The organism is Empedobacter falsenii (assembly GCF_013488205.1).
GTDB classification, from domain to species: Bacteria; Bacteroidota; Bacteroidia; order Flavobacteriales; family Weeksellaceae; genus Empedobacter; species Empedobacter falsenii_C.
Genome location: NZ_CP040908.1, coordinates 3,336,810 through 3,350,141, shown reverse-complemented (window position 1 = coordinate 3,350,141; position 13,332 = coordinate 3,336,810). Strand labels below are relative to the sequence as shown.

Annotated in this window: 9 protein-coding genes; 6 read left to right on the top strand and 3 right to left on the bottom strand. The window is 32.3% G+C overall.

All coding sequences use genetic code 11. From position 1 onward, the window contains the following. Positions 1–11 precede the first annotated feature (11 nt). Positions 12–1,307, bottom strand: a complete 1,296-nt coding sequence (gene tyrS, locus FH779_RS15640) for a tyrosine--tRNA ligase (protein WP_180905365.1) — start codon at positions 1,305–1,307, stop codon at positions 12–14. 129 nt (positions 1,308–1,436) lie between these two features. Here tyrS and FH779_RS15635 point away from each other — a divergent pair, with 129 nt between their 5' ends. The 4 genes from FH779_RS15635 to FH779_RS15620 all read left to right on the top strand — a co-directional run bounded on the left by FH779_RS15635 (position 1,437) and on the right by FH779_RS15620 (position 6,900). After that, a complete protein-coding gene (locus FH779_RS15635) occupies positions 1,437–2,339 on the top strand; it encodes a CorA family divalent cation transporter (protein WP_180905364.1) in 903 nt (300 codons plus the stop codon). A 6-nt stretch (positions 2,340–2,345) separates the two neighbouring features. Then, entirely contained in the window at positions 2,346–3,347 is a 1,002-nt protein-coding gene (locus tag FH779_RS15630; RefSeq protein WP_180905363.1) for an NAD-dependent epimerase/dehydratase family protein, read from the top strand. Between the two features lie 14 nt (positions 3,348–3,361). Further along, positions 3,362–4,429, top strand: a complete 1,068-nt coding sequence (locus FH779_RS15625; protein ID WP_180905362.1) for a diphosphomevalonate/mevalonate 3,5-bisphosphate decarboxylase family protein — start codon at positions 3,362–3,364, stop codon at positions 4,427–4,429. A 206-nt stretch (positions 4,430–4,635) separates the two neighbouring features. Then, a complete protein-coding gene (locus FH779_RS15620) occupies positions 4,636–6,900 on the top strand; it encodes a glycoside hydrolase family 20 protein (protein ID WP_180905361.1) in 2,265 nt (754 codons plus the stop codon). 67 nt (positions 6,901–6,967) lie between these two features. Here the strand turns inward: FH779_RS15620 and trpA are convergent, their stop codons facing one another. Next, positions 6,968–7,735, bottom strand: coding sequence for a tryptophan synthase subunit alpha (gene trpA / locus FH779_RS15615; RefSeq protein ID WP_180905360.1), 768 nt, complete (start codon positions 7,733–7,735; stop codon positions 6,968–6,970). 2 nt (positions 7,736–7,737) lie between these two features. After that, on the bottom strand, positions 7,738–8,943 hold the full coding sequence (locus tag FH779_RS15610) for an endonuclease/exonuclease/phosphatase family protein (protein WP_180905359.1): 1,206 nt from the start codon (positions 8,941–8,943) through the stop codon (positions 7,738–7,740). A 91-nt stretch (positions 8,944–9,034) separates the two neighbouring features. On the opposite strand from FH779_RS15610, the gene FH779_RS15605 reads away from it, so the two are divergent. Both FH779_RS15605 and FH779_RS15600 read left to right on the top strand, forming a co-directional pair. Continuing rightward, a complete protein-coding gene (locus FH779_RS15605) occupies positions 9,035–11,770 on the top strand; it encodes a carboxypeptidase regulatory-like domain-containing protein (RefSeq protein WP_180905358.1) in 2,736 nt (911 codons plus the stop codon). Between the two features lie 30 nt (positions 11,771–11,800). Continuing rightward, the gene (locus tag FH779_RS15600; RefSeq protein ID WP_180905357.1) at positions 11,801–13,189 is read left to right on the top strand and encodes a DUF5689 domain-containing protein; all 1,389 of its coding nucleotides are present in this window, start codon (positions 11,801–11,803) and stop codon (positions 13,187–13,189) included. Positions 13,190–13,332: the final 143 nt, after the last annotated feature.

Genomic DNA, 13,332 nt, shown 5'->3' with positions numbered 1-13,332 from the left:
AATGAATTTCTTTATTCAACAATTAAGATGAAATAATTCTTTTTACCTTTTTGTAATAAAACGTATTTATCTGCGATCAAATTTTCTGTTGTTAATACAAATTCTTCCGCTACTTTTTCTTTGTTAACAGAAATTGCGTTTGCTTTTAATTCGCGACGCGCTTCTGAATTTGATTTTAAGAAACCAGATTTTTCAGCTAAAGCAGTTACAATATCTAAACCAGCTTCGATATCAGCTTTTGCAATTGTTGCTTGAGGTACACCTTCGAAAACTGATAAGAAAGTATCTCCATCTAATTCTTTCAAATCTTCTGAAGTTGATTTTCCGAATAAAACTTGAGATGCTTTTTCTGCTTTTCGTAATTCTTCAACACCATGAACTAAAATCGTAATTTCAGTTGCTAATTTACGTTGTAATTCGCGTAAATGTGGCTCTTGACGATGACGCTCGATAAAATCATCAATTGCTTCTTTTTCTAAGAATGTATAAATTTTGATGTAACGTTCTGCATCCGCATCCGCTTGATTTAACCAAAATTGGTAGAATTTATAAGGAGAAGTACGGTTTTTATCTAGCCAAATATTTTCTCCACCTTCTGATTTTCCAAATTTAGTTCCGTCAGCTTTAGTTGTTAATGGACAAGTAAAAGCAAACGCTTCACCTTGTACTGTACGACGAATTAATTCTGTTCCTGTTGTAATATTTCCCCATTGATCAGAACCTCCCATTTGCAATTTTGCACCTAATTCTTTGTACAAATGTAAATAATCGTATCCTTGAATCAATTGATATGTAAATTCTGTGAAAGACATTCCGACATTCGATTCAGAAGAAAGTCTTGATTTTACAGAATCTTTCGCCATCATATAATTTACAGTAATGTGTTTTCCTACATTACGCGCAAAATCGATGAATGAAAAATCTTTCATCCAATCATAGTTATTCACCAATAAAGCTGAATTTCCATTATTTGTATCAAAATCTAAGAAACGAGACAATTGTGCTTTAATTCCAGCAACATATTTATTCAATGTTTCTTCGTCTAATAAACTTCTCTCTGCTGCTTTACCAGTAGGATCACCGATAAAACCAGTTGCACCACCCACCAATGCGATTGGACGATGACCGTGACGTTGCAAATGAACCAATAAGAAAATAGGAACCAAACTTCCCACGTGAAGAGAATCTGCTGTAGGATCGAAACCTACATAACCAGAAGTCATTTCTTTATTTAGTTGTTCTTCTGTCCCTGGCATAATATTGTGAACCAGTCCTCTCCAAGTCAATTCTTCAATTAATGGATTCATAGTATTTTAATATATTTTTTATCTAATTTTTACAAGATACAAAGTTATGATTTTTCAGTAGATTATAAATGATCTGTCAAAATAAAACTTATTTGATATATTTATTTAAAATTTGAATAAAAGGAATACATGCAAATACTTTTCGAGAATGAAAAATTCAAATGGATTAATTTACAAAATCCTACAAAAATTGAGTTGAATGAAATTGCTACAAAATATTGTTTTCAGAAATTAACGATTGAAGATAGTTTGGAGCCTGGACATTTACCTAAATATGAATCAGATGATTCAAAAGTTTCGTTTTTGTTAATTCGTTTTTTTGATAAAGAACACCGTATGTTGAAAAACACTGTTCGAGAATTTAGTCACAAAATCAGTATTTACATCGGAACAGATTTTATTGTGACTGTTCATCAAAAGGAAACGGATATTTTCGAGAAAATTCAGAAAAAATATTTAGCTAATACTGATCCTTCTAAAATCATTATCAAAGGAATTTTGTATCGTATTATTTCCGAAACCATCAAAACGTATGAAGAACCAGCATATCAAATGGACGAAGAAGTCAATCAACTCGAGCATTTGATTTTTACGGATGATTTTAGAAAAATTAAACTTCCTACCTTATATAAAATCAAACGAGAAGCTACAGCTTGCAAAAAAATATTAGATTATACGCTTGAAGCACTGAAAGAATATCGCGCGGATAACAAAAAGACAAGTTCATCACAGGATTTGTACGAAGAAAACGTAAAAATGTTACACTTGCATTCACAAATTGTAGATGACGTACAAAGTTTGTTAACAATTTATCTTTCGTTAAATGGACAGAAATCTAACGAAATTATGCAAACGCTTACCGTTTTTTCTGCATTTTTCTTACCCTTAACTTTTATCGCTGGAATTTATGGAATGAATTTCGATTTCATGCCCGAGTTAAATTACAAATTAGGCTATCCAATTTGTTTACTTGTCATGTTATTAGTGGTAATTTTTATTTACTTTTGGTTCAGGAAAAAAAAATATTTATAATTCAGTATGATTTTCGTAACGGGAGGAACAGGTTTGGTTGGCGCGCATTTGTTGGTAGAATTGGCAAAAAAGCAACAACCTATTCGTGCTTTAAAACGAAAAACATCGAACACAGAAACCATCCAAAATTTCTTTGCGGATCAAAATGCTTCGCAATTTTATCAGTTTATTCATTGGATTGATGGTGATTTGTTGGATGTAACTGAACTTCCGAATTTATTAGACGGAATCGAGACAATTTATCACGCTGCGGCCTTTGTTTCATTTGATGAACGTCAAGAAGAAGAAATTTTCAATACGAATATTTTAGGAACTGAATCTTTAGTAAATGAAGCGATTGATTCTGGCGTGAAAGAATTTTTCTTCATTAGCTCTATTGCTTCGATGGATGATTTGAATCCAGCAACTAAAATGATTGATGAGCGCTCTGGTTGGAACAATGGCTTGACGCATTCTTCTTATTCTATCTCAAAATTTAGAGCAGAAATGGAAGTTTGGCGCGCTTCACAAGAAGGGATTAAAGTTATCATTATTAATCCTGGTGTAATCATCGGAACTTTGGATACAAAACGTGCAAGCGAAAGTTTGTTTCAACAAAATTCGTCAAAAAGCGATTATGCTCCTTCGGGCGGAACTGGTTTTGTTGATGTTCGCGATGTGGTGAAGATTTTTTTAGAATTAATTAATCAACAAGTTTACAATCAAAAATTTGTGGTAATTTCTGAAAATAAAAGTTACCGAGAAGTGTTTGATTTTGTTTCGATTAACAGCAAACGTTCAGTCAAAAATGTTTCAAACACAACCTTGAAAATCATTAAAAATCTATCTATTTTTAGTCGAATTTTTGGTGGGAAATATATGACAAAAGCGAATTATTATTCGTTGACAACTTATACCAAATATGACAATTCTAAAGTTAAAAATTTGCTTCAATACGAATTTATTCCAATCAAAGAAGCAATTGATTATCATTATAAACGCTTTCAAAAGCTGAATTCTACAAAATAGTTTACTTTTGTTTTATGGAACAACAATTCATTTCAACACTTTCAATAATTGCTTCGGAATTAAAATCAGGAAGCGTTTCTGCTAAAAGTCCATCAAATATTGCGTTGGTAAAATATTGGGGAAAAAAGAAAAATCAAATTCCAACCAATAGCTCTATCAGCTACACATTAACGAATAGCTATACAGAAACTGAATTAAAATTTTCACCAAAAACGTCGGATACTTTTGAGGTTGAAGTTTATTTGGAAGGAGAATTGAAAGAAAGTTTTGCTCCAAAAATCATTACTTTTTTTGAAAGAATTACCGCCTACATTCCATTTTTGAATCAATACAAATTTGAAATTCACACACACAATTCTTTTCCACATAGTTCTGGAATTGCTTCTTCAGCTTCTGGAATGTCGGCAATGGCTTTGTGTTTAGTTCAAATTGAGAATATTTTAGGGGCTAATTTATCAGAAGAAGATGCTTTGAAAAAAGCTTCTTTCTTGGCTCGTTTAGGTTCTGGAAGTGCTTGTCGTTCGGTTTACAAAGGTTTGGTTGAATGGGGAGAAAATGATTTTATCGAAGGAAGCTCAGATTTATTTGGAACAAAATATCCAGATGTCGAAATTCATGATGTTTTCAAAACTTTTCACGACACCATTTTATTGATTCACGAAGGTCAAAAATCAGTTTCTTCTACTGTTGGTCACAATTTGATGAACGGACATCCGTATGCTGAACGTCGTTTTGTGGAAGCAAATGAAAACTTGAAAGCTTTATTACCAATTTTAAAATCTGGTAATATCAAAGCGTTTGGAGAATTGGTAGAACATGAAGCGTTGACATTACACGCCATGATGATGATGTCTAATCCTGCATTTATTTTGATGAAACCAAATACAGTTGCGGCTTTAGAAAAACTGTGGGAATTCCGTCGTGAGACTGGAAATCATTTGTATTTTACATTAGATGCTGGTGCAAATGTACATTTATTGTATCCTGAGCAAGATGCGGAAGCGATTGAAATCTTCATCGAAAATGAATTAAAACAATTCTGTCAAAACGGAAATTATATAAAAGATAAAGTGAGTTTTTAATCACTTCTAAAACAAAAAAGGTTGTCAATTTATTTGATGACCTTTTTTTATATGATTTAGTTTTAAAATATAAAGATGTTATTTTTAACACTTTAAATAATTGTTTAATAATGGATTATATTGTTTTTGTTTTGAATATTTTTGCTCGTTGCGTCGTTATTATTTGATAAAACAAGTTTATCTTAGTCATTATCAAAAATTAACACATGAAACAACTTTCATTTTTTTCTCTATTAGCCACACTTGCGGTTTCCAATTTTGTTTCTGCTCAAAATAGTTTCATTCCTCAACCTCAACAATTAGAATTGAAGAAAGGAACTTTAGTTTTAGGAAATAAAATTACGATTAATCCAGATCCAAATTTTCCTGAAATAGATTATTTAATGAAACAATTCAAATCAATTACTGGTAAAAATCTAACGAAAACTACTTCTAACAATTTCGATAATACAATTAATATAATTTATTTGGCTGCTCCAGAAAATAGTAACGAAGAATATTATGAATTAGATATTAATCAAAATGGAATTTCGATTGCTGCGCCCACAAATCGAGGGATTTTTCATGGAATACAAACACTTTTACAATTAATAGAAGAACATAAATCGGATCTCAAATTACCATATCTCAAAATAAAAGACGAACCAAAATTTGCGTATCGCGGAATGCATTTAGATGTTTGTCGTCATTTTTTTACGGTAGATGAGGTTAAGAATTATTTGGATTATTTGGCGGCTTACAAATACAATAAATTTCATTGGCATTTGACTGATGATCAAGGTTGGCGAATTGAAATTAAAAAATATCCGAAGTTAACAGAAGTTGGCGCATGGCGAAATGGATCGCAGGTTGGTGCGTATTCGGATATGAAATTTGATGATAAAAAATATGGTGGATTTTACACGCAAGAGCAGATAAAAGAGGTGGTTGCGTATGCGGCGAAATTGCATATAGATGTTATTCCAGAAATCGAAATGCCAGGTCATGCGCAGGCTGCGTTAGCGGCTTATCCTAATTTAGGTTGTACAGATGAGAAGTTAGAAGTATGGAAAACGTGGGGAGTTTCGGAAGATATTTTTTGTCCAAAAGAAGAAACGTTTCAGTTTTTGCAAGATGTCATGGATGAGGTAATTCCGCTTTTTCCGTATGAATATGTACATATTGGAGGTGATGAGGCGCCAAAGAAACGTTGGAAAGAAAGTGCGTTTGTACAAGATTTGATGAAAAAATTGAACATCAAAGATGAGTTGCATATGCAAAGTTATTTCATCACGCGAATGGAGAAATACATCAATAGTAAAGGGAAGCAAATTATTGGTTGGGATGAAATCCTTGAAGGAGGTTTAGCACCAAATGCAACGGTGATGAGTTGGACAGGAATTGAAGGGGGAATTCATGCTGCGAAAACAAAACATAAGGCAATTATGACGCCAACTTCTACCAATTATTTTGATTATTATCAAGGAAATCCCGAAACCGAACCTTTGTCTATTGGTGGAAATTTACGCTTGCAAAAAGTGTATGCCTATAATCCTATTCCGAAAGAATTGACTGAAGAAGAAGCAAAGTATATTTGGGGAACGCAAGGAAATTTATGGACAGAATATATTTTAGATTTTCCGCATGTTCAACATATGATTTTTCCACGTATGATGGCACTTTCAGAAGTTGCTTGGGGAACTTCAAAACCTGATGAATACAAGAATTTTGAGAATCGTGTAATTCGTCATTTTGCGATTTTAGATGAAAAAGGAATCAAACATAGTACGGCGATTTATGAGGTGGATGGAAAAGCTTCTGTTGACCAAAATGGAAAAATAAAATATGAGTTGAGTTCGGCGAATGAACCTTCACGAATTCGTTTTACAACAGATGGTTCAGAGCCAACTATTAATTCGAATGTGTATCAAAAACCGTTAGAAATTACGAAATCTCAAACCGTAAAATCGGCTTATTTTGAAGATGGAAAAAAAGTAAGCGCAACAACTTCTCAGGACTTTGTTATTACGAAATCAACAGCCAAAAAAATCACATTAGAGCATCAACCTGCTGAGGCATATTCGGTTGGTGGAACGTCTACTTTGGTGGATGGAATAAAAGGAAGTCTTAAAAATCATGGTAAATCGTGGTTAGGTTTTTCTGGAAAAGATGTGATTGCAACAATAGATTTCAAAACTAAAATGGAGTTTTCTACTATTCAATTTTCCACCTTAGACCGTAAAGGAAGTTGGATTTATCTTCCGAAATCTGTTAAAGCGCTGATTTCGGATAATGGAAAAGATTTTAAAGAAATTAAAACTATTTCATCTCCTGAAATCGAAAAATCAAATGGAATAATGAAGATTAATTTACAAAAACAACAAGCGAAATATCTTAAGCTTGTGATTGAAAATTTAGGAATAATTCCAAATGGACAAGCTGGTGCAGGAAATAAGGCATGGTTATTTATTGATGAAATTTCGGTTGAATAAACACAAAATAGTCAAAACCAAAAAAGCAAGCTACAAGAGCTTGCTTTTTGTTTTGAAAACTATTTTTTTATTTCAATTGAGATAGAAATTTTTTTATGGCTTCTGAAAGATTTCCGTTCGAATTTTCTAAAACACGTAAAAAAGCACTTCCGACAATTGCTCCATTTGCGTAATTCCATGCTTTTTCTACATCAGCTTTTGTCGAAATTCCAAATCCAATTTGATGTGGTTTTGTCAAACCTAAATTTTTAACATTTGACAAAAAATCTTCGTTATAATTAGATTGTGTTGCGCCAGTTGTAGCTGAACTCGAAACGATATAAACAAATCCAGAAGTTGCATCATTAATCTCTTTAATGCGTTTTTCTGTTGTTAAAGGTGTAATTAGAAAAGTAACTTTTTGATCGTATTTATCAAATAATTCTTTGTGTTGCGCCAAGTAAATTTCGTACGGCATATCAGGTAAAATCAAGCCTGAAACTCCACTTTCTTGACAATTTTGTAAGAATTTTTCTAATCCAAATGTCATCACTTGGTTATAATAACCCATCAAAACAATTGGTGCAGAAATTTCATTTTGAACCGATTTTAATTGCTCAAACAAAATATCCAATGTCATTCCGTTTGCTAACGCTTTTTCGCTTGTAGCCTGTATTGTTGGACCATCAGCCAAAGGATCAGAATATGGGATTCCGACTTCGATAATGTCAACATTATTTTGATCTAATTCTTTTAAAATAACAGGGGTATCCGATAAATTCGGATACCCAGCTGTTGTGTATATTGTAATGAGGTTTTTATTTTTTTGACTAAATAATTGCTCTAATTTGTTCATTTTTATTTTGCTTGTTTTAATAAGATTGTATAGACTGGAAAGTGGTCAGAATAACCGTTTGCACGATAAGTATCGCCGCTCCACATACGGTTAGGGAATCCTTTATATGCACCTTCTGTCGCTTTTAAATAATCTTTGTTGTAAATTTCAGTTTTGAAGATTTTATACGTTGAATAATCTTTATTTTTTGTAACCAATGATGAAGTCGAGATAAATTGATCAAATAGATTCCAAGCATCACGATAAGCTAAAGTACCAACACCTTTTTTATATAAAGGTAACATAGGGTCATAATACCCGCTATCCGAAACTTTAGCAATTTCTCCTGCTGGATCAAATGTATTTTTAATACTTGGAGAAATAGGATCATCATTAAAATCACCCATTGCAATTACTTTTGCATTTGGATTCTTAGATTTTAACTCATCAAAAATTCCTTTCATCACCTTTGCTGCTTCCATACGAGCTGGCATCGAAACTTTTTCTCCTCCACTACGAGAAGGCCAGTGATTTACTAAAAAAGTGATTTCTTCACCGTCTAATAAACCTGTAACTTGTAGAATATCACGCGTATATTTTCGTTTACCTTCAGCATCATAATTGAAAATAGGATGAGGTCTTGCATCAATTACTTTGAAACGAGATTTTTGATACAATAAACCTGTATCAACTCCACGTGCATCAAATGAATTAAAATGAACAACACCATAATCGTATTTTTTCAAAGCAGAGCTTTTTGCTAAATCTTCTAAAGTTTCTCTTGTCTCAATCTCGCAAATACCAACGATTACTGGAGCAGAACCTGTAACATCTGCACCTAATTCGCTAATAACTTTTGAAATATTATTGACTTTCTGGAAATATTTTTCTGTATTCCATCTTTTATTTCCGTTTGGTAAAAATTCTTCTTGAAGAATTAATGGACGGATAATTTTCTTTCCTTTTATATTTTCGTACGTATAACTTTGTTTGAATTCTTCTGTTTCGTACTTCGAAATGTCAGATTCAGCAATCTGAATGTGGTAATTTTTGTCATTAAAAGGTAAAGTTCCATTTACATATCCAACTGATTTTATGGTGTCAAAAAGATTCTCGACATTATAAAAAGCTACAGTTGCACTTGAATATTTGCTTTGAGCTTTAACATTTAACGTTAAGAATAAATTAAAAATTATTAATAAAGTTAAAGATTTATTAATTTTAAACATATGTTATTAATTATGAATTTACTAAATTTGTTGTCCTATTTTTTTCGATGAAGGAAATAAATAGCTAATTTATAAATAAAAATTCGTTTGAATGAACAAATTATTGTTAAGTCTTTCAGTCTTTGCTGCAACTGTCGCTATGGCGCAGGCGCAAACAAAGGTTACTGGGGTAGCAAAAAATGCTGCTACAGGTGAAGAGGTTTATAACCTCACTGTACGTTTGGACGGAGGAGCAGTAAGCGATGCTGCTATCACCGATCGTATAGGATATTTTCAGTTTGTAGATATTCCGGATGGAACGTACAAATTACAAGTTTATGGCGTGGGCTATGACCCATATGAAAAAGAAATCACTGTAGCAGGGCAAAAAGAGCTTGACTTAGGTGATATTAAATTAACATTTAATCCAAATACAGCAGAAGTTGGAATTATTACATTAACAGATGATGAATTATCTGATGATGAAAGTTCGACAGCTTCAAATTCAGGACTTTTACAATCTTCACGTGATGTTTTTGCTCGCGTATCTGCGTACGAATTAGGTTCGTATTGGTTTAAACCAAGAGGTTTAGACAACAAATATAATGATGTATTATTCAATGGAGTTCGTATGAATAAAATGGATAATGGTCGTGCAACTTTTAATAACTGGGGAGGTCTGAATGATGTTACTCGTCGTCCAGATGAGTTAACATACGGAATCGAACCTTCTAATTATGCTTTTGGAGATTTAGGGGGAGTTACAAATTTTGATACTCGTCCTTCAACAATGCGTAAGGGAGTAAGTTTGGCTTATTCTAGTACAAATCGTTCATACAGAAACCGTGTAATGGCTACATATAATACGGGATTGATGGATAATGGTTGGGCGTTTATGGTTTCTGGAAGTAGACGTTGGGCAGAAGAAGGTATTATAGAAGGTACTTTTTATGATGCATACGCTTACTACTTAGGAGTTGAGAAAAAGTTTAATGAAAAACATACCTTAAACTTCACAAGTTTTGGTGCGCCAACTCGTCGTTCTACAGGTTCACCTAATACACAAGAAGTTGTGGATATGATGGGGATTTATTACAATTCTTATTGGGGATGGCAAGATGGTGAAAAACGTAACGAACGTGTAAAGAAAACTTTCGAACCAATTAATATGTTGACGCATCATTGGAATATTAACAATAAATCAAAATTAACAACAACAGTTTCTTATCAATTTGGTAAAGAAAGTAGTTCTCGTTTAGATTGGTTTGCAGGAAATAATCCTTCTCCAGTTTACTATCGTAATTTACCATCTTATTTTGCGTATAGTGGAGCAAGTCAAGGTGCTATAAATAACCAAACTGAATTATGGAGAAGTGGTCAAATTTCTCAAATAGATTGGACAAGTTTATATGAAGCTAATATTAACAATGCTGGGAGATCTGTTTATTGGTTGACTGCTGATGTTAACGAAGATAAAACAGCAACTGCTTATACAAATTTTCAGACAGAGTTAGCACCTAATATAGATTTGACAATTGCAGCGTCTTATCAAAATACGAAATCTCAACTATACCGTGAAATACAAGATTTATTAGGTGGACAATATGTTGAGAATAAAGATAACTTTACTCATGCTAGATTTAATATTTTAGACCCTGATTATCAACCAACAAAAGGACAGCGTCAAGGATATAATTATGAAATTAATCGTGATTATGCAGATTTATTCATGCAATCTAAAATAAAAGGAAAATTTTTAGACGTAACAATTGGTATGAAAGCTGCTTTGACTAAGTTTTATCGTGAAGGTAAATGGATGCACCAATCATATCAGCAGACTTCTTACGGTAAAAGTAAAACGTATGATTTCTTAGATTTTGGGGTGAAATCTAATTTCTTAGTAAAATTAGATGGACGTAATTTTATCCAAGCAAATGTAATGTATCAAACAGAAGCGCCAACTTCTGATGAGATTTTTCCAAATGCTCGTGTAACTAACGTAACGGTAGATGGAGTAGAAAGTGCAAAAATATTCTCAAGTGACTTATCATATATTTTAAGAGCTCCACGTATTAAAGCTCGTGCAACGGCTTTTTACACAAGAACAAAAGACGAAATCGAGAAAGCATTTGGTTATATCGATGGAGCAAATGACCAAGTCTTTGTTTCAGAAGTTATGACAGGTGTTGGAAAAGAATATTTGGGAACAGAATTAGCGGTAGAAGCACAAGTATTACCAGTACTTACAGTTTCTGCAGTAGCTTCTATTGGTCAATATGTTTACAAAGACAACCCTAGTTATAATTTATATTCTGATGATTATGTGAAACCTGGAAACATTGGAGTTCCTTACCAAAACTTCGGAACTGCTTATCTTCATAATTATAAAGTAGGAAGCGGACCACAATCTGGTTTCTCTTTAAGTGCAGAGTACCGTGATCCTAAATTCTGGTGGATTGGTGTATCTGGAAATTTATTAGCAAATAATTACATAGATCCTGCAGCTTTTCGTAGAACTGTAAATTTCTTTACGAATGAATATGGAGAATTATATGATATTAATGATCAAGATTTAAAAGCTGCTTTAAAGCAAGAAAAGTTGAGTAACGAATTCATGTTAAATATTAATATGGGTAAAACATTTCGTATAGGTAAATATTCTGCAGGAATTTCAGGAACAATTAATAATGTGTTGAATAACAAAAATTATGTAACAGGAGGTTTCGAACAATTAAGAGTTGGGAAATATACGAATGCTATCGATCCTAATTATCGTACATTATTTGGGCCAAAAATGTTCTACGGAATGGGTACAACATATTTTGCAAATGTTTATTTCAGATTCTAAATAAAATATTAACAACGAATACAATTAAAAATGAATACAATATCAAAATTAACAATAGCAAGTCTTTTGAGCTTAGGCTTATTTATAACTCAATCTTGTGTACAAGATGATGATTATGCAACTCCGCCAATCGATTGTGCTGATAAATTAACAGCAAATATTACAATAGCTGATTTAACAACTAAAGTAACTTCTGGGCAGATAAAACTTGATTCAAATGGAGCAATAGCAGAGGATCTTGTAATGGACGCTTATGTAATTTCAAGTGACGAAACAGGAAATTTTTATAAAACAATTTCTTTACAAGACAAAATTGAAGATCCAACAACAGGTATCCAAATTGAAATTGATGGAGCTAATTTATATGCTAATTATCCTTTAGGTGCTAGAATTCAAATTAGTTTAAAAGGACTTGTTGTAGCAAAGGATAGAGGAATTATGAAAATCGGTTCTGTAGATCCTACTTATGCTGTAGGTCGTATACCATCTGCAAACATGAAAAAATATATTTTTAAAACATGTGATCCAATAAAAACGATCACTCCAAAAGTATACAATAGCTTATCAGATGCTTTGAAAGCAGGAAATTTGAATACCTTAGTTACAATCAAAAATGTTCAGTTTCAATCTCCAGATACAGATAAAACTTATGGAGTGGAAGCTACAACTGTTAATCGTGTATTAGTAGATAAAACAGGTAAAACAGTTGACTTACGTAATTCTGGATATGCTAAATGGTACAATGAAGAATTACCTAAAGGTAGTGGAGAGATTACTGTAGTTGTTAGTATTTACAATTCAACTTACCAAGTTTATATCCGCGATACAAAAGATGTAAAATTCGATCAGCCTCGTTTTGACGTTGGAGGAGGCCAAAATCCAGGTGGAGGAAATAATACAGAAGCAACTAATTTATTGTTCAAAGGTTCTGATTTCAATGTTTGGGCTGACTTTTTATCTTCAATTAACTCTTTTGGCTTAGTGAAAGATACCTATGCAACTAGCGGAGTTGGTGTTGGTAGAGATAACACAAATGCATTACTTTTAAAAGGAACACCAAAAGCTAATGATTACGTATTTACAACTATTGTAAATAATACAATTCCTGCAACTCCAAAGAAAATTACATTTTATGTAAAAGGAACATCTGGGAAATCATTGTCACTAAATGTGTATAAATCTGATAAAAAATACGTAGTATATAATGTAGGAGATTTATCGAATGCAAATGTATCTTTATCACCAATTGATGCAAATCAATATACAGGTAAAATTGATACTAAAGGCGAATGGGTTCTTGTTACTCTAAATATTGAAGGAGTAGATATTCAAAAAACTGCTGGTGAAAATATTTTTGCACTAAAAGTAGGAAAAGATGAAGCTTATGATTTAGTTATCGATAATATCAAAATTGACTAATTAATCAGTTTAAATATTATAATAATTAAGGCAACCAATTGGTTGCCTTTTTTTGTTTTTATTAGGTTAATAAACTCCTAAATATTCTTCATTTTTTAACGTGATTTCACATTCTGAAATGTATAAAATTCAAATAAAAATTA

Bases quoted from the DNA above. Each gene is read 5' to 3' on its own strand.
- tyrS (WP_180905365.1), bottom strand. From the start codon at position 1,307: ATGAATCCATTAATTGAAGAATTGACTTGGAGAGGACTGGTTCACAAT.
- FH779_RS15635 (WP_180905364.1), top strand. From the start codon at position 1,437: ATGCAAATACTTTTCGAGAATGAAAAATTCAAATGGATTAATTTACAA.
- FH779_RS15630 (WP_180905363.1), top strand. From the start codon at position 2,346: ATGATTTTCGTAACGGGAGGAACAGGTTTGGTTGGCGCGCATTTGTTG.
- FH779_RS15625 (WP_180905362.1), top strand. From the start codon at position 3,362: ATGGAACAACAATTCATTTCAACACTTTCAATAATTGCTTCGGAATTA.
- FH779_RS15620 (WP_180905361.1), top strand. From the start codon at position 4,636: ATGAAACAACTTTCATTTTTTTCTCTATTAGCCACACTTGCGGTTTCC.
- trpA (WP_180905360.1), bottom strand. From the start codon at position 7,735: ATGAACAAATTAGAGCAATTATTTAGTCAAAAAAATAAAAACCTCATT.
- FH779_RS15610 (WP_180905359.1), bottom strand. From the start codon at position 8,943: ATGTTTAAAATTAATAAATCTTTAACTTTATTAATAATTTTTAATTTA.
- FH779_RS15605 (WP_180905358.1), top strand. From the start codon at position 9,035: ATGAACAAATTATTGTTAAGTCTTTCAGTCTTTGCTGCAACTGTCGCT.
- FH779_RS15600 (WP_180905357.1), top strand. From the start codon at position 11,801: ATGAATACAATATCAAAATTAACAATAGCAAGTCTTTTGAGCTTAGGC.